This is a genomic window from Polynucleobacter victoriensis, assembly GCF_900187875.1.
GTDB lineage: Bacteria > Pseudomonadota > Gammaproteobacteria > Burkholderiales > Burkholderiaceae > Polynucleobacter > Polynucleobacter victoriensis.
Genome location: NZ_FYEX01000002.1, coordinates 206,185 through 228,490, shown reverse-complemented (window position 1 = coordinate 228,490; position 22,306 = coordinate 206,185). Strand labels below are relative to the sequence as shown.

Sequence of the window (22,306 nt, the reverse complement as noted above, 5' to 3'; positions counted from 1 at the left end):
GCGTAAATTTAAACCTTCATCTCTGACAAATGTCATAATCTAGGCATGGCTGGAAGCACACTAGGACACTTATTTCGTATCACCACTTTTGGTGAATCTCATGGACCCGCAATTGGCGCTGTTGTAGACGGTTGCCCACCGGGCATGTCTTTGTCGGTTGAAGATATTCAAGGAGACTTGGATCGTCGCAAACCAGGCACCTCACGTCATGTGACGCAGCGCAAAGAAGAAGACAAAGTAGAAATTCTATCGGGCGTTTTTGAAGGTAAAACGACCGGCACTCCGATTGCTTTGGTGATTCGTAATACCGATCAACGCAGTCAAGACTACGGTGACATCTTGGATAGTTTTAGACCAGGACACGCCGATTACACTTACTGGCACAAGTACGGTATTCGTGATCCACGTGGTGGTGGTCGCTCGTCTGCGAGATTAACTGCGCCAGTGGTGGCTGCAGCAGCAGTTGCTAAAAAATGGTTAGCAGAACAATACGGCATGGAGTTTTATGGCTACATGACTCAGTTGGGTGAGCTGGAAATTCCATTTGAAGATGCCAATCAAATTGCACAAAATCCATTCTTTGCTGCTAATGCCAAAATCATTCCGCAGTTAGAAGCCTATATGGATGAGTTGCGCAAAGCAGGAGACTCTTGCGGTGCGCGCTTAACAGTAGTTGCTAAGAATGTGCCTGTTGGTTTGGGCGAGCCTATCTTTGATAAGTTAGATGCTGACATTGCGCACGCAATGATGGGGATTAATGCTGTCAAAGGTGTTGAGATTGGTGCAGGCTTTAAGAGCGTTGCGCAAAAGGGTAGTGAACACGGTGACGAAATGTTTGCTGATGGTTTCGCGACCAACAACGCAGGCGGTGTCTTAGGCGGCATCAGTAGTGGTCAGGATGTGGTGGTGTCGATTGCTATCAAGCCAACATCTTCAATCATGTCACCTAAACAATCGATTAATCGTGCGGGTGATGCTGCGGTTGTGCAAACCAAGGGTCGTCATGATCCTTGTGTAGGTATTCGAGCAACACCAATTGCTGAAGCCATGTTGGCACTGGTCATCATGGACCACGTACTACGTCATCGTGCGCAGTGTGGTGATGTGAGCGTTAGTACGCCTCGCATTCCGGCTCAAAGACCTTAAGTAGAAAGTTTTCATGACCGGTCTTGTACGGCTGGCTTTTGCGGCTTTTTTCTTTTTTTACTTTGCATACATCGGGCTCATGTCGCCCTATGCCAGCCTTTACTTTGCTAGCAGAAACTTTGGCGCTATTGAAATTGCGGCATTGATGTCCATGTTTCAGATCACGCGTATCTTGGGCCCTTTTGCATGGGGCTGGTTAGCAGATATCCGTCGTGATCGCTTAGGCATCATGCGAGTTACTTCTGTGATGGCCTGCATCATCTTCTTGGCAATCTTTTATCTTGAGAGTTACCTGCCATTGCTGATATGGATGTTCTTACTCAATACCGTCATCAGCAGTTTGATGCCTTTAGGTGAGGCAGCTACCGTGCATGCGCTTTATAAAAATAATGACTTTGATCGCCGTTATGGGCGCCTAAGACTTTGGGGCTCTATTGGCTTTATAGCCATGGTCTTAAGTGCGGGCGCCTGGTTTGAACGCTTTGGTATTGAAAGCTTTCCGTACTTTGGCATCACTGCATTGTTGATCATGACAGTTTTAACCACCACCTTGCGTGAGCCTGCTATTGAGGCTACCCATCATGTGGAAGTTAAATTAGGGCGCGTACTAAAAAACACCCAAGTGCAATGGTTCTTGTCAGCCAATTTTTGGATGATCTTTGGCCATGCATCTTTGTATGTTTTTTACTCTTTGTATTTGGATAAGCTAGGTTATTCAAAAGGTGAGATAGGCCTCTTTTGGATGTTGGGTGTTTTATCTGAAGTGATATTTTTTTATTTTCAAAGTTACTTTTATGCCAGATACACCACAAAGAACATTTTGTTAACAGCGTATCTCATCGCGACGATTCGTTTTGCTTTGATCGCTTACTTGCCTGAGTTGTTGGTGTTGATTGTGGCGCAAATCATGCATGCTGCTACCTTTGGCGCGCATCACAGTGCGAGTATCAAAATGCTGCAAACTTGGTTCAAAGGACCTTTGCAAGCCAGAGGGCAAGCTCTTTACACGACGGTGTCATATGGCATTGGTGGGACAGTGGGCGGCTTAGTAGCAGGTTGGGTTTGGGAGTATTTGGCACCAGCACATGTTTTTGGTTTGGCTGCCGTGAGTAGCTTTTTAGGCTACTGGTGCATGAGCAAAATTACTCATACAGATTCATAAAAGCAAACAATCAAATCAAGCAACTACTTACCGCTATATTTGCTAAAAGAAAAAACTTCCTGAATCGCTTTTTTATCGGTATCTATCTTTACTTCTACCGCCTCGACTAAGCTAGCGCCTGGAACAATTAAGCGCAACACATTCTCTAGTGTTTGACCTGCTTGGTTCTTGATGGGTTGATCGACAACATATTGATGTGAGTCACCCTGAATTAATAAGACAGGCTTTTTAAATGAAGCTGATAGTTTTGATATGTTTTCAATGAAGTCTTTAAAGCCTGACTCTGCTGGAACTCTTGGGTCAAAAATATCTGATTGCATAGCAACCACGATAGCGGCATATTTTTTATTTTTTGCTATGTCAAAGCTATTTTTCAACCAAGCCATGTTCGCTTTGTTGCGTGCTTGATACTCAGCAATTGCACCAGGTACTTGGTGATCTAAGTTATTGTTTGACCCCACTTGATGGATTGTGACAAATAAAACATCTTGGTCAACCCAGCGCGCATTCTCAATATAAGAGTGGTACTTAGGCATCAACTTAGACTGGTTTTCAAGTCGAAGAGTTTGTTGACCTAAGCTTTTACCTTCTTGAAAAAATACAGATCTAACTTTTTGAAGTCTTTCTAGTTGTTGGTATGAACCATTGGAGGCGCGGTGGCAATCTGTCCACTCATTGTCTCCAGGGGTAAAAACTAGTGGCTTTTCAAAACCATCAAACAGCTTTCTAACCTCTAGAAATGTTTCATCGGAACAAACGCTGGCACCGTTTTTAATGTCCCCGACGTGGATAGTGAACTTTGATCTAGGGTGTTGGTTGATGCCAGTGATTAGTTGTCGAAAAGCTTCGTTACTGAAATAGGGTTGATCACCAATGGCAGTAAACGATAGTTCTTTTGCAAAGCTTGTGCCAAGCAATGAGCTAGCTAACAGTAAAGCAATAATTATTTTCTGGCGCATAGCTAACTAACTGCTTGGTTTAAACAAGATGCAATGATTAAAGGTGAATGAGTGTTGGTGCAAAAATGCCTAAACCGCTCAAAACCAAAGAAATAACACCAAGGCCGCCAGCTAAAACACTGAGTAAGCTAACACCTGTGATGATGGTGGCTGATGCAAGCACGATTGCCACTTGCAAAATGCCTGAGGCAATTTCTAAGAAGTGATATTTGTGCATGTAAAGATCGCGTGTGGCTTCAGCTTGTTTGGCTTTAGCGGCTAACTCTTTACGGCCTTCGCCTGTTTCTGGCTCTGAATCGTAGCGTTTTGCTGCTGCATCCCATTTTTCAAGTGCGGCGGCCGTTTTAGGATCTGATGCTTTGCCACTGAGTTGAGTGGTCTCAATAGTTAATTTGGTGGCAGTTGAGCGAATGGTCTTTGCTTGGAAGAAGGACCATAAATTAGAAGCTTCAATTTGTTTGGTCAAAACTTCTGTTTGGTAAGCCTTGCTCATTGTTTCGCTAACAGCCAATAACAATGCCAAGATTGAAATAAGTAGCGCAATCTTTTTATTGCTTGGATCTACGTGACCATGACCTGACATATTTACCTCTATTTAAAAAATAACAATTAATCAAACAAGACTAAAAATAAACTATCAAAGTTACATTCCTGAGTAATTAGGACCGCCGGTACCTTCAGGATTGAGCCAAACAATATTTTGAGTGGGGTCTTTGATATCGCAGGTTTTGCAATGAACGCAGTTCTGCGCATTAATTTGTAATTGTTTGCCAGCGTCGCCATCCACAAACTCGTAAACACCTGCTGGGCAATAGCGTTGCTCTGGACCATCAAACACCGCTAAATTAGTCACCACTGGCACCACAGGATTATTAAGGGTGAGGTGAGCAGGTTGATTCTCTTCGTGATTCGTATTGGAAATAAATACAGATGACAATCTGTCAAAAGTAATTTTCCCATCTGGTTTTGGATACTCAATTTTTTGACATTGAGCAGCTGGTTTTAAGTACTCATGATCCGCAAATTTGGTATGTACAGTCCATGGCACATTGCCACCGAATAACTTTTGTTCAATACCTACCATCAATGTGCCCAAGTACAAGCCTTTACCCATCCATGGCTTGAAGTTGCGAGCCTTGTTAAGTTCGGTATGTAGCCAGCTTTTTTGGAATGCTGCTGGGTAAGCACTTAGTTCATCCCCTGAACGATTTGCTGTCACTGCATCAAATGCTGCTTCAGCAGCAAGCATGCCAGTCTTGATGGCAGCGTGACTGCCTTTGATGCGAGACGCATTTAAAAAGCCCGCATCGCAACCAATCAATGCGCCACCAGGGAACACAGTTTTTGGTAGGCTATTTAAACCACCGGCCGTAATCACGCGTGCGCCATAGCCAATTCGTTTACCGCCTTCAAAGAAGCGACGAATGCTCGGATGTGTTTTATAGCGTTGGAATTCTTCGAAAGGACTAAGGTATGGGTTGCTATAAGACAAGCCCACCACAAAGCCAACCGCCACTTGATTATTTTCTAAGTGATATAAAAATGAGCCGCCATAAGTATCAGAACTCAATGGCCAACCTGCTGTGTGGATCACCAAGCCTTCTTGGTGAAGTGCAGGATCGATTTCCCAGAGTTCTTTGATGCCAAGACCGTAACTTTGTGGATCTTTACCAGCATCTAATGAGTAGTTATTAATAAGTTGTTTGCCCAAGTGACCACGAGCACCTTCAGCAAAGAGGGTGTACTTGGCGCGCAACTCCATACCTAATTGGAAGTTTTCAGTAGGCTCGCCTTCTTTGCTAACACCTAAGTTACCAGTCGCTACACCTACCACTTCACCTGACTCGCCATACAAAATTTCGGCTGCTGGGAAACCTGCAAAAATTTCTACACCTAAATTCTCTGCCTCGGTTCCTAACCAACGTGTGAAGTTGGATAAGCTAACAATATAGTTGCCATGATTCTGAAAACAGCCAGGCAGCATCCAATTAGGAGTCGTGAACGACTTGCTTTCAGTTAAGAACATGAAGCGGTCTTCGCTCACAGGAGTATTAAGTGGCGCGCCTTTTTCTTTCCAGTCGGGGATTAATTCATTGATACCAATGGGATCCATTACTGCGCCAGATAGGATATGCGCGCCAACTTCAGAACCTTTTTCAAGAACGCAAACAGAAATCTCTTGGCCTTTTTCAGCGCTGAGTTGTTTTAAGCGAATGGCTGCAGATAAACCAGCTGGGCCGCCGCCCACAATCACTACGTCGTAGTCCATAGACTCACGTGGACCAAACTGTTCAAGAATTTCTGGGCTGGTATTCATTTGTACTCCATCTGGTAAGGCTTTGATTTTAGTTTCAATCTATTTGAAATCATAAAAAAGTTACTATAAGGGGTGTTTGCAATCAATTAGTTGATTTATTTTCATATAGTTAGCCAATTTCTTGAGCTTTCTTGTCATATAAAGTCAACGAGTCGTCAATAGAATGGTATATAACTGAGGGTTTGGCATACTGTTTGCTTGCTTAAATAGTGGGTCAGAGCCCTTTCAGAGGGCTATTTTTGTATAAATTGGGAGTTTTGAATGAATAAGGTTTACGGTTCTGCAAAGGAAGCATTGGCTGATATCGTTAAAGATGGCCAAACTTTTGCAGTGGGTGGTTTTGGTTTGTGCGGTATTCCAGAAGCTTTAATCGCTGCATTGCGTGACTCAGGCGTTACTAACTTAACTGCCATTTCTAATAATGCTGGTGTCGATGGCTTTGGTTTGGGTCAATTATTAGAAACTCGCCAAATTAAAAAAATGATTTCTTCATATGTTGGTGAGAATAAAGAATTCGAGCGCCAATATTTAGCTGGTGAACTTGAGTTGGAGTTCACGCCTCAAGGTACTTTGGCTGAAAAATTACGTGCAGGTGGTTGCGGTATTCCAGCTTTCTTTACAAAAACAGGCGTAGGTACGATTGTTGCTGAAGGTAAAGAAATCCGTGAATTCGATGGCGAAAAGTATGTGATGGAGCGCTCTTTGGTAGCGGACGTTGCTTTAGTTAAAGCATGGAAAGCTGATAAGGCGGGTAACTTGGTTTATCGCCACACAGCGCGTAACTTCAATCCAATGTGCGCCATGGCTGGCAAGATCACTGTGGTTGAAGTGGAAGAAATTGTTGAGAACGGCACATTTGAGCCTGCTGATGTTCATACGCCAAGTATTTATGTGCATCGCATCGTATTGAACAAGAACCCAGAGAAGCGCATTGAACAGCGCACTGTTAGCAAGGCTTAAGGAGTAAGAATCATGGCATGGAATCGTGATGAGATGGCTGCACGCGCAGCAAAAGAATTAAGAGATGGTTTTTATGTGAACCTTGGTATTGGTTTGCCAACATTAGTGGCTAACCATGTACCAGCTGATATTGAAGTTTGGCTTCAATCAGAAAACGGTTTGCTAGGCATTGGCCCATTCCCAACAGAAGACAAAGTTGATGCAGATTTAATCAATGCGGGTAAGCAAACAATTACTACCTTGCCTGGCTCAGCTATTTTTTCATCAGCTGACTCATTTGGCATGATCCGCGGTGGCAAGATCAATATTGCTATTTTGGGTGCTATGCAAGTGAGTGAAAAAGGCGATCTTGCTAACTGGATGATTCCTGGCAAGATGGTCAAAGGCATGGGCGGTGCGATGGACTTGGTCGCCGGCGTGAAGCACGTGGTGGTATTGATGGAGCATGTGGCCAAGAAAAAAGATGGCACAGAAGACATCAAAATTTTGCCTAACTGCACATTGCCATTAACAGGTGTGGGTGTGGTGAATCGCATCATCACTGATTTGGCAGTGATTGATGTGACACCGCAAGGTATGAAGCTCATTGAGCTAGCACCTGGTGTGACCAAAGAAGAAGTTGTTTCTAAAACTGGTTGCAAGTTAGATACAAGCGCAGTTTAATTAAGCAATGAACTCTGCTCATCACGCCTCTCACTTGCATGCGCACAAGAGGGGTGATGCGCAGCATCTGCATTACCGTGAGACTCATCAAACAGGCATTTTGCTAACTGCCTTATTGCTCACATTCACATTTGCAGGTATTGAAGCTTTTGCAGGTTTTTGGGCTAACTCTTTGGCTCTAATTTCTGACGCTGGTCATATGGTGACCGATGCTGCCTCACTAGGTTTGGCATTGTTAGCCCAAATCATTGCCAGACGACCACCATCTATTAAGAATTCCTTTGGTTTTGGTCGTGCTGAATCTTTAGCAGCGTTCATCAATGGTTTGGCGATGTTGGCTTTAGTTATTTGGATTGGCGCAGAGGCGCTAACACGATTTAATACGCCTCATGAAGTACAGGGGCAAACTGTCACTATTGTTGCGATCATTGGTTTGTGTATCAACTTAGTGGTGGCTTGGGTTTTATCTAAAGATAAGAAAAGTGTTAATACAAAAGCTGCCCTAGTGCATGTGATGGGCGACTTATTAGGCTCAGTTGCAGCTCTGATTGCTGGTGTGGTGATTCAGTACACCGGTTGGATGCAAATTGACCCTATCTTGTCGTTGTTTGTTTGTTTCTTAGTTTTGCGCTCCACCATCGAAGTGTTGAGAGAGTCTTATCATTTCTTAATGGAGGGTGTGCCGCATCATATTGATTATGTGCAGGTTGGGCATGACTTAAGAGAGATAGATGGTGTTCTAGCAGTTCATGATTTACATGTTTGGGAAATGTCACCAGGTCATCCTGCTTTAATTGGGCATGTAGAAATCAGGGATCTACAAGATTGGCCAATTACCTTAGAAAAAATTAATAAGATGTTGCGAGAAAAGCATGAGATTGATCATGTGACTTTGCAACCGGAAATGCCTAGTTAAAAAATTGTCATTAATCCTTTTTGGAGTGAGTGGATATGAGTATGTTGAAAGGTAAAACTGCAGTAGTAACAGGTTCAACAAGTGGTATTGGCTTGGGTATCGCAAAAGCATTGGCAGAACAAGGCGCCAACATCGTGATGAATGGCTTTGGCGAGAAAGATGCTGCTATTGCAGAAGTTAAGGCATTTGGTGTGGAGGTGGAGTATCACGGTGCTGATATGAGTAAACCTGCCGAAATCGAAGACATGATGAGAACTGCTGAAAAGCGTTTTGGTGGTGTGGATATTTTGGTGAATAACGCTGGTATTCAGCACGTGGCGAATGTGGAAGATTTTCCGGTAGATCGTTGGGATGCCATCATTGCAATTAACTTGTCTTCAGCATTCCATACTTCACGCATGGCATTGCCAGGTATGAAGCAACGTAATTGGGGTCGCATTATTAATTTGGCCTCTGTGCATGGCTTAGTTGGTTCTGCGCAGAAATCTGCTTATGTCGCAGCCAAGCATGGCATCGTTGGTTTAACCAAAGTGACTGCTTTGGAAACTGCGCAAACAGGTGTGACATGTAATGCGATTTGTCCTGGTTGGGTATTAACTCCATTGGTACAAAAGCAAGTGGATGCACGTGCAGAAAAAGATCAGGTAAGCAACGATGAAGCCAAGAAACGCCTCTTGTCTGAAAAGCAACCGTCAGGTGAGTTTGTAACGCCTGAACAGTTAGCAGCTCTTGCGGTGTTCTTCTGTAGTCCTGCTGCAACACAGATTCGTGGTGTTGCTTGGAACATGGATGGCGGTTGGGTGGCTCAGTAATGCTTAAGCGTTTACTAAAACGCATTTTTGGCATTAAATCTGAAGCATCGGAAGATGTTTCATCGAATGCGCCTGAGGCATTCAATACGGTTCCTCATGCGCAAAGTATTCAGGTGGTTGAGCCTGAGCAAAAGCTTGATTACCCAATCCCAGTAGAAGACATTCAGGATGTTGAAGATCCTGAATGTCGTACTCACTACGTGCAATGTGCCAGTACTTCTGGCTTGCACAACATGGCTTATCACGAGTGGGGCGACCCTAATAATCAAAACGTTCTAATTTGCGTGCATGGCTTAACTCGCAGAGGTAGTGACTTTAATGTTTTAGCTAAAGCCATGAGTGATCGTTATCGAGTGATTTGCCCAGACGTGGTGGGGCGCGGTGATTCTGATTGGTTACCTAATCCAATGCTCTATGGCATTCCTCAGTATGTTGCTGACATGGTCACACTGATTGCTAGATTAGGTGTGGAAAAAGTTGATTGGTTTGGCACTTCTATGGGTGGTTTGATTGGTATCTTTTTGGCCAGTCAAGAGCATTCGCCAATTCGTCGCATGATTTTGAACGATGTGGGACCTAAGATTGAGTCTGCTGCTTTAAAACGTTTAGGCGATTACGTGGGTAAGCCACTGCGTTTTGAAAGTAAAAAAGAAGGCCTTTTATATCTCAATCGTATTTGCGCACCTTTTGGTAATTTCAATGCGCAGCAGTGGAAGGATTACAACGGCCCACATCTCATCAAAGATGGTAGCGAATGGATCTTGCATTACGACCCTAATATTTCCAAGCCATTTGCAGCAGTTACGGTGGCAACCGCTGTGATGGGTGAGATGATGACTTGGAAAGCCTATGAAGCAATACAGGCTGATATGTTGGTGGTGCGTGGTGGTGATTCTGATTTGCTATCAGCAAAAACGGTGGCTGATATGTGCCACAGAAATCCTAGAGCTAGAAGTATCGAGATTCCTGGTGTAGGTCATGCCCCTGCATTTATTACGCCAGAACAGGTATCCTTAGCACGTGAGTTCTATAGTTAATACCGATTTGTTGTTTGGTGAAGATTCTCATGCCCATGCCTTGGGCGTGAAAGAGATTCTTTTGTCATTAAAGTTAGATGAACCAAGTTGTGTGGCAGCCGAGTACTTGGATTCCACTCTCAATAAAGAGGCTTTAGAAAAACAATTGGGCCAAGAGGTGGCTGGGCTCATCATTGGTTACCGTGGACTTAAAGCAGCGCAAGTCAAGATTGCAAGACAGCCTGCTAATCAATTGGGGCAAAGTGCCCAAGCCCAAGTAGAAGTATTAAGAAAAATGCTGTTGGCATTTGCGCATGACTTGCGAGTGGTGCTTTTGCATCTTGCATCTGTTTTGCAAACGCTTAGATGGGTGACCTCGCAACGCATTGAGACCAAGTCATCCTGGGCACAGGACATCTTGGATGTGGATGCGGCTTTGGCAAACCGATTGGGTATCTGGCAACTCAAATGGGAAATGGAAGATTTGGCGTTTCGTTGTTTAGCGCCAGACACCTATAAACAGATTGCTCAACTATTGGATTCCAAGCGCATTGAACGCGAAGAGTTCATTGCGCAAGTCATGCAGCGTCTGAATACTGAGTTGCAAGCTGCAGGTATCAAGGCTGATGTACAGGGGCGTCCTAAGCATATCTACAGCATTTGGAAAAAAATGCAGGGCAAGGCAATTGACTTTGCACAACTCTATGACGTGAGAGCCTTCCGCATTTTGGTGGAGGATGTAAAAGATTGTTATGCAGCTTTAGGCATTGTTCATCATGTCTGGCAACCTATACCTAAAGAGTTTGATGACTACATTGCAAGGCCTAAGCCCAATGGTTATCAATCTTTGCACACGGTGGTGATGGACTCAGAGGGTATTTCATTTGAGGTGCAAGTTAGAACCCAAGAAATGCACAAGCAGGCTGAGTATGGTGTGGCTGCACACTGGCGCTACAAAGAGGCGGGCAAGCAAGGTTACTCAGGAACGGTGAGTGCCAAGGAAGAGTATGACCGTAGGATTGCTTGGGCAAGACAGTTGATTGCCTGGAAAGAAGATGCATGGGATCAACTCAAGGGTCAAGAGTTAGATGATCAAATTTATGTATTGACGCCACTCGGTCAAGTAATACCTTTGCAACAAGGAGCAACACCGATCGATTTTGCGTATTCAGTACATACTGATTTGGGGCATCGTTGTCGTGGTGCCAGAGTCGATGGTGCGATGGTGCCGCTGGATACTCGTTTGAAAAACGGTCAAACGGTTGAAATCATTTCCATTAAACAAGGTGGCCCATCTCTTGATTGGTTAAACGTTGAGCGTGGTTATTTGGCTACTCATAGAGCCAGGTCCAAGGTGCGTGCTTGGTTTGCTGCTTTGCAAGCAGAGCAAGAGGGCGATAAAGAAGATCAGCCTATTGCAGAACCAGTTAAGCCAGAGTTACCAGACATCATTTTGCGTAAGAGCAAAGCTAAAGCACATCAAGGCGATGTTTTGGTGGTGGGTGTTGATTCATTACTCACGCAGTTATCGCGTTGTTGCAGACCTGTGCCACCAGATGCGATCAGTGGTTTTGTCACCAGAGGTCGTGGGGTATCCATTCATCGTCAAGATTGCAGTACCTTTAAGCAATTATTAGCAAGAGCTCCTGAGAGGGTGGTGCTGACTGAGTGGGGTGATCGCTCCAGCAGTAAATCTTTGTTCCCAGTGGACATTGCACTCATGGCGGTCGATCGCCAAGGCTTGTTGCGTGACATTTCTGAAGTTTTTTCACGCTTAAAGATCAATGTCACTGGCGTTAAAACACAATCACGCAAAGGGGTGGCAAGCATGCAATTCACAATTGAGATTGCCTCAACCGATGGTTTGCAACATGCTTTAACTGCCTTATTAGAGGTTAAAGGGGTCACTGAGGCAAGAAGGAAGTAGTCACAAGTGATAAACTTATGGACTCAATAGGCTCGTAGCTCAGTTGGTTAGAGCGCTACCTTGACATGGTAGAGGTCGTTGGTTCGATTCCAATCGAGCCTACCAACGAATTTGAAGTACAGATATAGGCGCGGAAAGCCCTAGGTTCGAAACAAGATCCCAGAGCGCCGCGCCCAATTTTTTGGAGTTGATATGGTTGTCGTCACATTACCTGATGGATCTAAGCGTGAGTATCCTGCTCCGTTGACCGTTTTTGAGGTGGCACAAAGCATTGGTACGGGACTCGCTAAAGCTGCTTTGGCGGGTAAGGTCAATGGCAAATTGGTCGATACCAGTTTCTTGATCAACTCTGATAGTGATTTAGCGATTCTGACTGACAAAGATCCTGAGGGATTGGAAGTCATTCGCCATTCAACAGCACACTTATTAGCTTATGCGGTTAAAGAGCTTTATCCAGAGGCGCAGGTAACCATTGGTCCTGTGATTGACACTGGCTTTTATTACGACTTTTCTTATAGCCGCCCATTCACACCTGATGATTTGGCCGCGATTGAAAAGCGCATGGCTGAGTTGGCTAAGAAAGATGAAAAAGTTGAGCGTCGTGTGGTTAGTCGCGACGAGGCAGTGAAGTATTTCAAAGGCATTGGTGAAAAGTACAAAGCCGAGTTGATTGAGAGCATTCCATCCAATGAAGATGTATCACTTTACTCAGAGGGTGGTTTCACAGACTTATGTCGTGGCCCTCACGTACCATCTACGGGCAAATTAAAAGTATTTAAATTGATGAAGGTTGCCGGGGCTTATTGGCGCGGTGACAGCAACAATGAAATGTTGCAACGTATTTACGGTACGGCTTGGACTAAAAAAGAAGATCAAGAAGCTTACTTGCACATGTTGGAAGAGGCTGAGAAGCGTGACCACCGTAAATTAGGTAAGCAATTAGATTTATTCCATTTCCAAGAAGAGGCACCAGGCCTAATCTTCTGGCATCCAAAAGGTTGGTCAATTTGGCAACAGGTTGAGCAGTACATGCGCCGCGTGTACCAAGAGAATGGTTACCAAGAAGTGAAAGCGCCACAGATTTTGGATCGCGCACTTTGGGAAAAATCAGGTCACTGGGAAAACTACAAAGACAACATGTTCACGACTGAGTCTGAGAATCGTGCTTATGCTCTTAAGCCGATGAACTGCCCAGGTCATGTTCAGATTTACAACGCAGGTTTGCATAGCTACAGAGAGCTACCACTTCGCTACGGTGAGTTTGGTCAGTGTCATCGTAATGAGTCATCAGGTGCTTTGCATGGCTTGATGCGTGTACGTGGCTTTACTCAAGATGATGGACACATTTTCTGTACAGAAGATCAGATTCAGTCTGAAGTGGCTGATTTTGATAAAGCAGTGCGTGCGGTGTATCAAGATTTTGGTTTTACTGAAGTTGCTGTTAAGTTGGCGCTTCGTCCTGCTAAGCGTGTTGGTGATGATGCAATCTGGGATAAAGCTGAAGCGGCTCTTAGAAATGCCTTAAAAGCATCGAACCAAGAGTGGGAAGAGTTGCCAGGTGAGGGCGCCTTCTACGGTCCTAAGATTGAGTACCACTTGAAAGATTCGATTGGTCGTTCTTGGCAGTGCGGCACCATGCAAGTCGACTTTTCGATGCCTTTACGCTTGGGTGCGGAATATGTTTCTGCAGACAATGATCGCAAAGTACCGGTGATGTTGCACCGCGCGATTGTGGGTTCTTTAGAGCGATTTATTGGTATTTTGATCGAAAACCATGCTGGCGCGATGCCAACTTGGCTTGCACCAACTCAGTGCATAGTGATGAATATTTCCGGAAATTCGGCAGAATATGCTGAAAAAGTTCAGCAAATCCTCAAAAAACAAGGATTTAGAGCCGAAGTCGATTTGCGGAACGAGAAAATTACGTTTAAAATCCGTGAGCACGCAATGCAAAAGGTTCCTTATCTCATCGTTGTCGGTGACAAGGAATGTGAAGCAAATGCGGTGGCCGTGCGCGCCAGAGGTGGTGTCGATTTAGGTGTTATGCCCATCGACGACTTCATTGCCCGACTCCAACAGGATGTATCCCAGAAGGTCGGACCCCAGCTAGCCTGAGGTGAGCAAGGTCTTGTTAAAAATTTTTGAAGGAAACGCGAAATAGCTACTGAGAAAACGCATCGTATTAACCGGGAAATTACTGCCCCCGAAGTGCGATTGATTGGCAACGACAGTGAACCACTAGGTGTGGTGAAACTAGCCGAAGCTTTAAGACTGGCGGAAGAGAGTGAATTAGATTTGGTGGAGATTGCCCCTACGGCAGAACCTCCGGTTGCCCGTGTGATGGATTACGGCAAATTCAAATACCAAGAAGCTAAGAAAGCTCACGAAGCGAAGTTAAAGCAAAAGGTAATTCAGGTGAAGGAAGTTAAATTCCGCCCTGGTACTGATGACGGTGATTACAACGTTAAGTTGCGCAATCTTGTGAAGTTCTTAGAAGACGGTGATAAAACTAAAATCACTTTGCGTTTCCGAGGTCGTGAATTAGCCCATCAAGAAATTGGTGTGCGTATGTTGGAGAGATTGAAAGCTGATCTAGAGCCATATGGCCAAGTAGAGCAGTTTCCAAAGATGGAAGGTCGCCAAATGGTGATGGTTCTTTCTCCAGTGAAGAAGAAATAATTACTGGCAACAGTAGTTGAAGTAACCCGGCAGATGAAAGTTTGACCGGAGAAGGACGAAAGTCCTATTAGAAGTATGTCTGGGTAATAGAAGTGCAATCGTCGATTGCCACCTAAGTCGTACAAATTAGTGAAAAGGGAGCAGTTATGCCCAAGATGAAAACGAAAAGCGGTGCAGCTAAGCGTTTTAGAGTTCGCGCAAGCGGTTCTATTAAACGTGGTCAAGCGTTTAAGCGCCATATTCTTACCAAGAAGACGACAAAGAACAAACGTCACCTTCGCGGTGCAGTTAACGTACATGATTCTGATGTGAAATCAGTACGTTCAATGATGCCTTACGCTTAACCTCAGACGAATAGGAGAATCACATGCCAAGAGTCAAACGCGGGGTTACAGCTAGAGCCCGTCATAAAAAAGTTATCGATGCTGCCAAAGGTTACCGTGGCCGTCGTAAGAATGTATTCCGTATTGCTAAACAAGCGGTTATGCGCGCAGGCCAATATGCCTACCGTGACCGTCGCAATAAGAAGCGCGTATTCCGTGCTTTGTGGATTGCACGTATCAATGCTGCTGTTCGTCAATACGATGTTACATACAGCGTATTCATGAATGGTATGAAGAAATCGGGTGTTGAGTTAGACCGTAAGGTTCTATCTGACATGGCGATTAACGACAAACCAGCTTTTGCTGCTTTAGTCGCTCGTATCAAAACAGTAGTAGCAGCGTAAGTAGGGCCCGCAGATGGTTTCACTCGACCAAGTTGTCGAGGATGCCAAGCGGGACTTCGATGGTGCCGCCGATTCGGCGGCCCTCGAAGACGCCAAGGCACGTTACCTCGGTAAATCCGGAATCCTCACAGAGCGTCTTAAATCGCTAGGTGGGTTAGAGCCTGAGGCTCGCAAAGCAGCCGGCGCAGAAATTAATCAAGTTAAAGCAGCAGTAGAGGCAGCGCTCACAGCGCGTCGCCAAGCTTTGGCTGATGCCGTTTTACAAGCTCGTTTAAGTGCAGAAGCTATTGATGTCACCATGCCGGGTCGTGGTCAAGACGTGGGTAGTTTGCATCCTGTGATGCGTACTTGGGAGCGTGTGGAACAGATTTTCCGTTCTATTGGATTTGATGTGGCTGACGGTCCAGAAATTGAAAACGATTGGTTCAATTTCACGGCTTTAAATAGCCCAGAAAATCATCCAGCCAGATCCATGCAAGACACCTTCTACGTTGAAGGTGTTGATGAGCAAAATAAACCATTATTACTGCGTACGCATACCAGTCCTATGCAGGTTCGTTATGCGAGCGCGCACGTGGCACGCCATGCTAAAGATGCGGTGATGCCACCAATTAAAGTGATTGCACCAGGGCGTACCTATCGTGTGGATAGTGATGCAACGCATTCACCGATGTTTAATCAGGTTGAAGGCCTATGGATTGCAGAGAGTGTTTCTTTTGCCGATCTTAAGGGCGTGTATACCGATTTCTTGAAAACATTCTTTGAGACGGATGCTATTGATGTTCGTTTCCGTCCTTCCTATTTCCCGTTCACAGAGCCATCAGCAGAAATTGATATGGCCTTTGGTTCTGGCAAGTTAGCGGGTCGTTGGTTAGAGATTTCAGGTGCAGGACAAGTGCATCCAACAGTACTACGCAACATGGGTTTAGATCCTGAGCGTTACATTGGTTTTGCTTTTGGTTCTGGCTTAGAGCGTTTAACCATGTTGCGTTATGGCATTGACGATTTGCGTTTGTTCTTTGAAAACGACATTCGTTTCTTATCTCAATTCCCAGCTTAATAAACACTGAGCAAACACTATGCAATTTTCAGAATCTTGGCTCAGGCAATACGTTAATCCTGATTTAACCACTGAAGAGTTATCTCATGCTCTGACCATGGCTGGTTTAGAGGTTGAAGAAACTCGTCCTTTGGCGCCTCCATTTTCGCAAGTGGTTGTTGCAGAAATATTAGAAGCTACACAGCACCCAGACGCTGATCGTTTGCGCGTTTGTAAAGTTAACGCCGGTGGTGATGTATTGCAAATTGTTTGTGGTGCACCCAATGCTAGACCTGGTATCAGGATTCCATGTGCTTTGGTTGGCGCTCAATTGCCGCCAGCTGAAGAGGGTGGTAAACCATTTGCAATTAAGTTGGGTAAGTTACGTGGTGTTGAGTCGCAAGGCATGTTGTGTTCAGGTAATGAACTAGGTGTGCCTCAAGAAGCTGATGGCATCATGGAGTTACCAGCGGATGCGCCAATTGGCGCAAACATTCGTGATTACTTAAAACTTGATGACACCATCTTTGTGATCAAGTTAACGCCGAACAAAGCTGATTGTTTATCTATTTTAGGTGTGGCGCGTGAAGTAGCTGCCATCACAGGTGCAAAGCTATGTGTACCAGAAATTAAAGCGCAAGCCAGTTCTATTCAAGACAAAATTAAAGTAGCTGTAGAGAGCTCAGACTTATGTGGTCGTTTTGCAGGTCGAGTGATCAAAGGTGTGAACGCTAAAGCAAAAACACCTGACTGGATGGTGCGCTGTTTAGAAGGTGCTGGTCAAAGAAGCATTTCTGCATTGGTTGATATTTCCAACTATGCAATGTTGGCAATTGGTCAGCCAACCCATGTATTTGATTTGCAAAAAATCAAAGGTGATCTCACAGTGCGTTGGGGTCGCGATGGTGAAGAATTAGAGTTATTGAATGGCCAAACAGTTTCTGTGGCGCCATTGAATGGCCAAGGTGTTGGCGTGATTGCTGATGCTAATGGTGTTGAAAGTGTTGCAGGCATCATGGGTGGTAATCCAAGCTCTGTCACTTTGGATACACAAGACATTTATCTCGAATCAGCATTCTGGTGGCCAACAGCCATTCAGGGGCGTGCGAGAAGATTTAATTTCTCAACCGATGCAGCGCATCGTTTTGAGCGTGGTGTAGATCCTGCTGGCACTGTTGATGCACTTGAGTTTGTTTCTGGTTTGATTACTCAAATCTGCGGTGGTCAATTAGGCCCCGTGGATGATCAGGTCATTAACTTACCTAAGCGTGCTGATGTGCGTTTGCGTGTGGCGCGTGCACAAAAAGTAATTGGTGTGCCATTAACAGCAGATGTGATTGCCGGTTTATTTGATCGTATTGGTTTGCAATATCAGCGTGAAGGCAATGAGGCATTTGTTGTTAAAGCGCCTAGCTATCGTTTTGATATTGAGATTGAAGAAGATTTGATTGAGGAAGTTGCAAGGCTTTATGGCTTTGAAAACATTCCTGCTAACCCGCCGGTTGCTGAGCAACGTATGCAGGGCACCAATGAAGCACGTCGTGGCATTCATAAATTGCGCCATGCTATTGCGGCAAGAGGTTACCAAGAAGTCTTGAACTTTGGTTTTATTGATGCCGATACAGAAGAAAAATTAGCAGGTAATACCAATCCAATTAAAGTGCTTAATCCAATTGCTAGCCAATTGTCTGTGATGCGCAGTAACTTGATTGGTGGGTTGGTGCAAAACTTGCGTCAAAACTTAAACCGTAAAGCCAGTCGTGTGCGTTTATTTGAAGTGGGGCGTGTATTTAATCGCAATCCAGAAGCACAAGTGGGTGAGTTAAGTATTGCTGGCTACGATCAACCGATTCGTGTGGCAGGTTTGGCATATGGCCCAGCCTTACCTGAGCAATGGGGTACGCCAAGTCGCTCTGTAGATTTCTTTGACGTTAAAGGTGACCTAGAAGCATTGTTAGCGCCTTTAGAGTTAAAAGCAAAAACATTCGCACATCCTGCTTTGCATCCAGGCCGCAGCGCTGAGTTGACTATTAAAAAGCGTGGCAAAGAGATCACTTTAGGTTTTGTTGGTGAATTGCACCCACGTTTACAACAGTCTTATGACTTACCTGGCGCGCCAGTGGTATTTGAGATTGATTGGGCGGCGATTCAGGATATTGGTTTGCCAACGATCAGTCCTATCAGTAAGTTCCCCGCGGTGACTAGGGACTTGGCTGTGGTGGTTGATCAGTCAGTATCTGTTGCCCAGTTATTGGATGCGATGAAGGCAGCGAAACAGTTGCTAGTAAAGAAAATTGATTTATTTGACGAATTTAAGCCAAGCTCGGGTCGTATGGGCGGTATGGCTGAAAATGAGAAGAGTTTGGCGTTCAGGCTCACTTTGTCAGATGAATCGGGTACATTACAAGATGCACAGATTGAACCGGTGATTTCGGCATTGCTTGACGCTATGAGCGTAAAATGCAAAGCTAGAATTCGTTAATTGAATAAAGTTAAGAAGCCAGAGAAAAACGGAGACCTGACATGAGTGAAGCGGGCACGATTACAAAAGCAGAATTATCAGACGCATTGTTTGACCAAGTTGGTCTAAACAAGCGTGAAGCCAAAGATTTAATTGATTCATTTTTTGAAACAATCAGCGCTTCTTTGGACGCTGGTGTGGATGTAAAAATCTCTGGCTTTGGCAATTTTCAATTAAGAGAAAAATCAGCAAGACCTGGGCGCAATCCAAAAACTGGAGAGTTGGTGCCCATCTCAGCTAGACGCGTGGTGACGTTCCATGCCAGTCAAAAGCTCAAAGACAAGGTCGATCCTAAGCTCTAACGAGTTTCACGTATGGAAAAGAACGGTAACGGCATGATTGCCGGGGATAGCCTCCCTCCAATTCCAGCGAAGCGCTACTTCACCATTGGTGAGGTGGGTGAGCTTTGTGAAGTGAAGCCGCACGTTTTGAGATATTGGGAACAAGAATTCAACCAACTCAAACCTCAAAAGCGAAGAGGTAATCGCCGTTATTACCAGCATCATGAAGTTGTTCTAATCAGAAGAATTCGTGAACTCTTATATGAAGAGGGTTTTACGATCAGTGGTGCCAGACTTCGTTTGGATGAGACCAATGGGCATCAAATACAAGAGATTCCAGCTGGACCATCCTCCATCAGAGATGAGTTGATGGCAGTACTTCAGATACTGTCTAAATAAGTTTCAGTCGGGGCGTAGCGCAGCCTGGTAGCGTACTTGCATGGGGTGCAAGTGGTCGGAGGTTCAAATCCTCTCGCCCCGACCAACTCACACAAATTTAATTAAAACTCACCTTTAACGGTTGTTAGACCTAGTGCTTCCCAATCAAGCATGCCGCCACGGTAGTAATGAATCTTAGTGGCTGGGAAGCCTTCACGCACCATTGCTCTGTATGCAGAAGGGCTTTGAGGGCAAACTGGACCATTACAGAAGCCATAAACTTTTTTAGCCTGGCTGCAGTCCCACTTTTGCTTGCTACCATCAGGTAGTTTTTTGCAGCCAAGTTCATCCATGCGCATTGCAATTTCAGTGTATGGGATACCAATTGAACCGGGAATGGTTCCTTTAACTCGATCGTTTGAGTCACGCATATCAACTACCAAAACATTCTGATCACCTAGCGCTTCAATGATTTCAGTTTCAGTTACAGGAACGATGCCAGGAACTGGGATTAATGGTTGTAGCGTGCCACCATTCTTAGCGCATGGTGTCATCACGCGTGTAATAGTGATGGGACCTTTGCTAGTCTGAATCACCACTTCTTTTTTCCCCTCAAAAATATTAAGAGGGGTACCTGGTGCAATTGTTGCAGCTTGTGACCAAGCTAGCTGGCTAGCTAATGTGGTGATTGCTGCGATGAGTAATTTCTTCATGACTCTCCCTGATAAACAACGTTATAAATTATGTATATCCGTAATGGATGACGTATCTTGGGCGTCGCAGCTTTCTGACAAATTACTAATTACTGGATATTTCTAACTGTTCGCGCCTTATTTTTTGCTGGTGGCATTCATTGGGTGCTACCAACATTTTTTATATTTACTAAAACTGTCAACTAGCTACCGGAACTATCCGTTAAAGAGGTAAAACTAAGCTATAACTACAGTTAGGCTTCTGAGGAGGTTGCCATGTCAAAGTTCAAGAAAATCATCACTACATTGGTGTTATCAAGCCTACTAGCATCAACAGGTGCTTACGCAGGTGGATACTATGGGCATGGCTATCGCCATCACCACCATGGTCATTGGATTGCGCCAGCCTTGATCGGTGGGTTGGTGGTTTATTCCGTGATGGAACCAAGAGTTGTTCATTCTCAACCGGTTTATGTCACCCCGGCTCCCGTGGTGGTTGCTCCGCCTCCACCTCAACCCATCCAGGCTCAAAATTTGCCGCCTGTTTGGTATTACTGCCAGTCTTCACAGACTTATTACCCTTATGTGCAAAGTTGCCAAGAGGGGTGGAAAACAGTCCCGGCAACGCCTGCTAGTTAACTAAATATAAGAATCTAATCAGATTTTTTATATTAATTAACAAAAATTATAATAATTATATAAATAGGATTATTTAATTAATAACCCTATTTATTTATATAACTATTTATTTTTCTTAAAATAGATATTATTATTTGCCCATATTCAACAACAGTTGGGTATCTACTTAATAAATATCAAATAAGCGGAGAATAAATGGCTACATATCAAGAGTTATTGGCTCAAAAAGAAGCTTTAGAAAAACAAATTATCGAAGCAAAAGCTCGCGAAAAAGCTGAGGGTATTGCCAAAGCTAAAGCGATTATTGAGCAATATGGCTTAAGCGCTTCTGATGTTTTTACTCGTAAAGGAACTGCTGGTTCACGCGGCGGTAAGGTAGCAGCTAAATACCGCAATCCAGCCACGGGTGAAACATGGACTGGTCGCGGTAAGGCTCCAAAATGGATTGAAGGACAAGATCGTAATAAATTCGCTATTTAATCAATAAAGAATTAATTACTGGGGCCTGTTGATCAGGCCCCTTCGTATTTCTTGGCCAAACACTCAAATATGATTTGTTCCATTTTCTCTGCATAAGACTCATTAACAGACCCGTCTTCTAGCAGTAAATCCTGTGATTTATAGGATTTGATCATGGGGTTAATAATCATCTTTCTAGGTAAATTAGGATTTTTCTCAGTTTTTGCATCTTTACCTTTATTGCTTGGCATTTTCTGCACTTGAGGATTCTTTTTAATAAACTCAGATTCGACTAATACCGGGATATTTTGGGTGTGAACGTGTTTATTTAAATAATGCAATAAATGAACTTGTTCAACCGGCGGTAATTTAGGGTCGATATAGATAATGTCAGGAGATAAAGAAACTGCTTGCATCAGCGCCTCTAGGGTATCTGTACACAAGTAGATTTCTGGAGCTGACTTCCAGGCGTCAGTTAACTTTTTAAAGTTCTCAGCCTGTTCGGGCTGCTTTAAAACTGCCAACACCAAAAATTGCTCGGCGCTACGTTCCCTGATGCCCATGCGCCGTCTTTTGAGTAGTTTCTCTAAAGAGGAGCAGAGGATACGGCGATGACCACCTCGGGTTTTCCAAGCCAGTAATTCGCCAGTTTCAACCATCTTTTGGACGGTACCTAGTGATACTTGGAGCTGGCGCGCGCTTTGGCGGGTGCTCAAGTAATCTTTAGGATTTTCTGGATTTTTAATTTCCATCATTTCTTTCCTATTAATTGTTAATGGAGATGTCATCGTAAATAGATTTATTGGCTTTGCAAATCGGCTAATTCTGATTTTGTTGTAGGAAATTTCTTACAAAAGACTTGCTAGAACCCTTTATTTTCTTAGGGGAAAAACCTAACTGCGCTCTTAAAGCCTTAGGTTTACAGTGTTTTCAGTAAAAAAGTAACGCAAATGTTGGTTTAGACGTGTTAAGCTCTCGTTTGCGGAATTTCCTTCCGTTGCAGTTACAACTAG

At 44.3% G+C, this 22,306-nt stretch carries 22 protein-coding genes, 2 tRNA genes and 1 pseudogene; 20 read left to right on the top strand and 5 right to left on the bottom strand.

All coding sequences use genetic code 11. The annotated features are described in order from the left end of the window. The first annotated feature begins 45 nt into the window (after window positions 1-45). Both aroC and CFR83_RS07465 read left to right on the top strand, forming a co-directional pair. Window positions 46-1,146 (top strand): chorismate synthase, encoded by a 1,101-nt coding sequence (gene aroC, locus CFR83_RS07470; protein ID WP_088813436.1) that lies wholly within the window; start codon window positions 46-48, stop codon window positions 1,144-1,146. Window positions 1,147-1,159: 13 nt separating this feature from the next. Continuing rightward, window positions 1,160-2,308 (top strand): MFS transporter, encoded by a 1,149-nt coding sequence (locus CFR83_RS07465; protein WP_088813435.1) that lies wholly within the window; start codon window positions 1,160-1,162, stop codon window positions 2,306-2,308. A gap of 23 nt (window positions 2,309-2,331) precedes the next feature. Here the strand turns inward: CFR83_RS07465 and CFR83_RS07460 are convergent, their stop codons facing one another. The 3 genes from CFR83_RS07460 to CFR83_RS07450 are packed head-to-tail and all read right to left on the bottom strand — an operon-like array spanning window position 2,332 to window position 5,584. Beyond that, window positions 2,332-3,267: a cysteine hydrolase family protein gene (locus tag CFR83_RS07460; RefSeq protein ID WP_088813434.1), complete on the bottom strand. Its 936-nt coding sequence runs from the start codon at window positions 3,265-3,267 to the stop codon at window positions 2,332-2,334. Between the two features lie 37 nt (window positions 3,268-3,304). Beyond that, on the bottom strand, window positions 3,305-3,850 hold the full coding sequence (locus CFR83_RS07455) for a DUF4337 domain-containing protein (protein ID WP_088813433.1): 546 nt from the start codon (window positions 3,848-3,850) through the stop codon (window positions 3,305-3,307). Window positions 3,851-3,910: 60 nt separating this feature from the next. Then, complete coding sequence (locus CFR83_RS07450) at window positions 3,911-5,584, bottom strand: electron transfer flavoprotein-ubiquinone oxidoreductase (protein WP_088813432.1); 1,674 nt, start codon at window positions 5,582-5,584, stop codon at window positions 3,911-3,913. A gap of 261 nt (window positions 5,585-5,845) precedes the next feature. Here CFR83_RS07450 and CFR83_RS07445 point away from each other — a divergent pair, with 261 nt between their 5' ends. From CFR83_RS07445 to CFR83_RS07370, 16 genes and pseudogenes are all read left to right on the top strand, one after another. Beyond that, window positions 5,846-6,544, top strand: coding sequence for a CoA transferase subunit A (locus tag CFR83_RS07445; RefSeq protein WP_088813431.1), 699 nt, complete (start codon window positions 5,846-5,848; stop codon window positions 6,542-6,544). 12 nt (window positions 6,545-6,556) lie between these two features. After that, a complete protein-coding gene (locus CFR83_RS07440; RefSeq protein WP_088813430.1) occupies window positions 6,557-7,207 on the top strand; it encodes a CoA transferase subunit B in 651 nt (216 codons plus the stop codon). 7 nt (window positions 7,208-7,214) lie between these two features. After that, entirely contained in the window at window positions 7,215-8,123 is a 909-nt protein-coding gene (locus CFR83_RS07435) for a cation diffusion facilitator family transporter (RefSeq protein ID WP_088813429.1), read from the top strand. A gap of 41 nt (window positions 8,124-8,164) precedes the next feature. After that, window positions 8,165-8,935 (top strand): 3-hydroxybutyrate dehydrogenase, encoded by a 771-nt coding sequence (locus CFR83_RS07430; RefSeq protein ID WP_207758583.1) that lies wholly within the window; start codon window positions 8,165-8,167, stop codon window positions 8,933-8,935. A gap of 233 nt (window positions 8,936-9,168) precedes the next feature. Then, window positions 9,169-9,972: an alpha/beta fold hydrolase gene (locus CFR83_RS07425; RefSeq protein ID WP_243383428.1), complete on the top strand. Its 804-nt coding sequence runs from the start codon at window positions 9,169-9,171 to the stop codon at window positions 9,970-9,972. Beyond that, the gene (locus CFR83_RS07420) at window positions 9,956-11,878 is read left to right on the top strand and encodes a RelA/SpoT family protein (protein ID WP_088813426.1); all 1,923 of its coding nucleotides are present in this window, start codon (window positions 9,956-9,958) and stop codon (window positions 11,876-11,878) included. Before CFR83_RS07425 ends, CFR83_RS07420 begins: the two co-directional genes overlap by 17 nt. 28 nt (window positions 11,879-11,906) lie before the next feature. After that, window positions 11,907-11,983, top strand: a tRNA-Val gene (locus tag CFR83_RS07415). Window positions 11,984-12,070: 87 nt separating this feature from the next. After that, the gene (thrS, locus tag CFR83_RS07410) at window positions 12,071-13,993 is read left to right on the top strand and encodes a threonine--tRNA ligase (protein ID WP_088813425.1); all 1,923 of its coding nucleotides are present in this window, start codon (window positions 12,071-12,073) and stop codon (window positions 13,991-13,993) included. Between the two features lie 42 nt (window positions 13,994-14,035). Next, entirely contained in the window at window positions 14,036-14,557 is a 522-nt protein-coding gene (infC, locus tag CFR83_RS07405; RefSeq protein WP_088813424.1) for a translation initiation factor IF-3, read from the top strand. A gap of 146 nt (window positions 14,558-14,703) precedes the next feature. Next, on the top strand, window positions 14,704-14,901 hold the full coding sequence (gene rpmI / locus CFR83_RS07400) for a 50S ribosomal protein L35 (RefSeq protein ID WP_088813423.1): 198 nt from the start codon (window positions 14,704-14,706) through the stop codon (window positions 14,899-14,901). A 23-nt stretch (window positions 14,902-14,924) separates the two neighbouring features. After that, window positions 14,925-15,284, top strand: coding sequence for a 50S ribosomal protein L20 (rplT, locus tag CFR83_RS07395; protein ID WP_088813422.1), 360 nt, complete (start codon window positions 14,925-14,927; stop codon window positions 15,282-15,284). A gap of 13 nt (window positions 15,285-15,297) precedes the next feature. Beyond that, complete coding sequence (gene pheS / locus CFR83_RS07390) at window positions 15,298-16,344, top strand: phenylalanine--tRNA ligase subunit alpha (RefSeq protein WP_088813421.1); 1,047 nt, start codon at window positions 15,298-15,300, stop codon at window positions 16,342-16,344. Between the two features lie 19 nt (window positions 16,345-16,363). Beyond that, window positions 16,364-18,805, top strand: coding sequence for a phenylalanine--tRNA ligase subunit beta (gene pheT / locus CFR83_RS07385; protein WP_088813420.1), 2,442 nt, complete (start codon window positions 16,364-16,366; stop codon window positions 18,803-18,805). Between the two features lie 14 nt (window positions 18,806-18,819). Further along, window positions 18,820-19,146, top strand: a pseudogene (locus CFR83_RS07380) (integration host factor subunit alpha); the annotation flags it as partial. A gap of 12 nt (window positions 19,147-19,158) precedes the next feature. Further along, window positions 19,159-19,524, top strand: coding sequence for a MerR family transcriptional regulator (locus CFR83_RS07375; RefSeq protein ID WP_088813418.1), 366 nt, complete (start codon window positions 19,159-19,161; stop codon window positions 19,522-19,524). A gap of 8 nt (window positions 19,525-19,532) precedes the next feature. Further along, window positions 19,533-19,609: transfer RNA gene (locus tag CFR83_RS07370), tRNA-Pro, on the top strand. Window positions 19,610-19,625: 16 nt separating this feature from the next. Here CFR83_RS07370 and CFR83_RS07365 read toward each other — a convergent pair. Further along, window positions 19,626-20,216, bottom strand: a complete 591-nt coding sequence (locus CFR83_RS07365; RefSeq protein ID WP_088813417.1) for a rhodanese-like domain-containing protein — start codon at window positions 20,214-20,216, stop codon at window positions 19,626-19,628. Window positions 20,217-20,471: 255 nt separating this feature from the next. Between CFR83_RS07365 and CFR83_RS07360 the strand changes: the two genes are divergently transcribed. Together CFR83_RS07360 and CFR83_RS07355 are read left to right on the top strand one after the other, a co-directional pair. Continuing rightward, on the top strand, window positions 20,472-20,834 hold the full coding sequence (locus tag CFR83_RS07360; RefSeq protein WP_088813416.1) for a hypothetical protein: 363 nt from the start codon (window positions 20,472-20,474) through the stop codon (window positions 20,832-20,834). 195 nt (window positions 20,835-21,029) lie between these two features. Then, the gene (locus CFR83_RS07355; protein ID WP_088813415.1) at window positions 21,030-21,314 is read left to right on the top strand and encodes an H-NS histone family protein; all 285 of its coding nucleotides are present in this window, start codon (window positions 21,030-21,032) and stop codon (window positions 21,312-21,314) included. Between the two features lie 32 nt (window positions 21,315-21,346). Here the strand turns inward: CFR83_RS07355 and CFR83_RS07350 are convergent, their stop codons facing one another. Then, complete coding sequence (locus CFR83_RS07350; RefSeq protein ID WP_088813414.1) at window positions 21,347-22,081, bottom strand: helix-turn-helix domain-containing protein; 735 nt, start codon at window positions 22,079-22,081, stop codon at window positions 21,347-21,349. Between the last annotated feature and the right edge of the window lie 225 nt (window positions 22,082-22,306).

Excerpts from the sequence above, each read along its gene's own strand:
- aroC (WP_088813436.1), top strand. The coding sequence starts at position 46 with ATGGCTGGAAGCACACTAGGACACTTATTTCGTATCACCACTTTTGGT.
- CFR83_RS07465 (WP_088813435.1), top strand. The coding sequence starts at position 1,160 with ATGACCGGTCTTGTACGGCTGGCTTTTGCGGCTTTTTTCTTTTTTTAC.
- CFR83_RS07460 (WP_088813434.1), bottom strand. The coding sequence starts at position 3,267 with ATGCGCCAGAAAATAATTATTGCTTTACTGTTAGCTAGCTCATTGCTT.
- CFR83_RS07455 (WP_088813433.1), bottom strand. The coding sequence starts at position 3,850 with ATGTCAGGTCATGGTCACGTAGATCCAAGCAATAAAAAGATTGCGCTA.
- CFR83_RS07450 (WP_088813432.1), bottom strand. The coding sequence starts at position 5,584 with ATGAATACCAGCCCAGAAATTCTTGAACAGTTTGGTCCACGTGAGTCT.
- CFR83_RS07445 (WP_088813431.1), top strand. The coding sequence starts at position 5,846 with ATGAATAAGGTTTACGGTTCTGCAAAGGAAGCATTGGCTGATATCGTT.
- CFR83_RS07440 (WP_088813430.1), top strand. The coding sequence starts at position 6,557 with ATGGCATGGAATCGTGATGAGATGGCTGCACGCGCAGCAAAAGAATTA.
- CFR83_RS07435 (WP_088813429.1), top strand. The coding sequence starts at position 7,215 with ATGAACTCTGCTCATCACGCCTCTCACTTGCATGCGCACAAGAGGGGT.
- CFR83_RS07430 (WP_207758583.1), top strand. The coding sequence starts at position 8,165 with ATGTTGAAAGGTAAAACTGCAGTAGTAACAGGTTCAACAAGTGGTATT.
- CFR83_RS07425 (WP_243383428.1), top strand. The coding sequence starts at position 9,169 with ATGGCTTATCACGAGTGGGGCGACCCTAATAATCAAAACGTTCTAATT.
- thrS (WP_088813425.1), top strand. The coding sequence starts at position 12,071 with ATGGTTGTCGTCACATTACCTGATGGATCTAAGCGTGAGTATCCTGCT.
- rpmI (WP_088813423.1), top strand. The coding sequence starts at position 14,704 with ATGCCCAAGATGAAAACGAAAAGCGGTGCAGCTAAGCGTTTTAGAGTT.
- rplT (WP_088813422.1), top strand. The coding sequence starts at position 14,925 with ATGCCAAGAGTCAAACGCGGGGTTACAGCTAGAGCCCGTCATAAAAAA.
- pheS (WP_088813421.1), top strand. The coding sequence starts at position 15,298 with ATGGTTTCACTCGACCAAGTTGTCGAGGATGCCAAGCGGGACTTCGAT.
- pheT (WP_088813420.1), top strand. The coding sequence starts at position 16,364 with ATGCAATTTTCAGAATCTTGGCTCAGGCAATACGTTAATCCTGATTTA.
- CFR83_RS07375 (WP_088813418.1), top strand. The coding sequence starts at position 19,159 with ATGGAAAAGAACGGTAACGGCATGATTGCCGGGGATAGCCTCCCTCCA.
- CFR83_RS07365 (WP_088813417.1), bottom strand. The coding sequence starts at position 20,216 with ATGAAGAAATTACTCATCGCAGCAATCACCACATTAGCTAGCCAGCTA.
- CFR83_RS07360 (WP_088813416.1), top strand. The coding sequence starts at position 20,472 with ATGTCAAAGTTCAAGAAAATCATCACTACATTGGTGTTATCAAGCCTA.
- CFR83_RS07355 (WP_088813415.1), top strand. The coding sequence starts at position 21,030 with ATGGCTACATATCAAGAGTTATTGGCTCAAAAAGAAGCTTTAGAAAAA.
- CFR83_RS07350 (WP_088813414.1), bottom strand. The coding sequence starts at position 22,081 with ATGACATCTCCATTAACAATTAATAGGAAAGAAATGATGGAAATTAAA.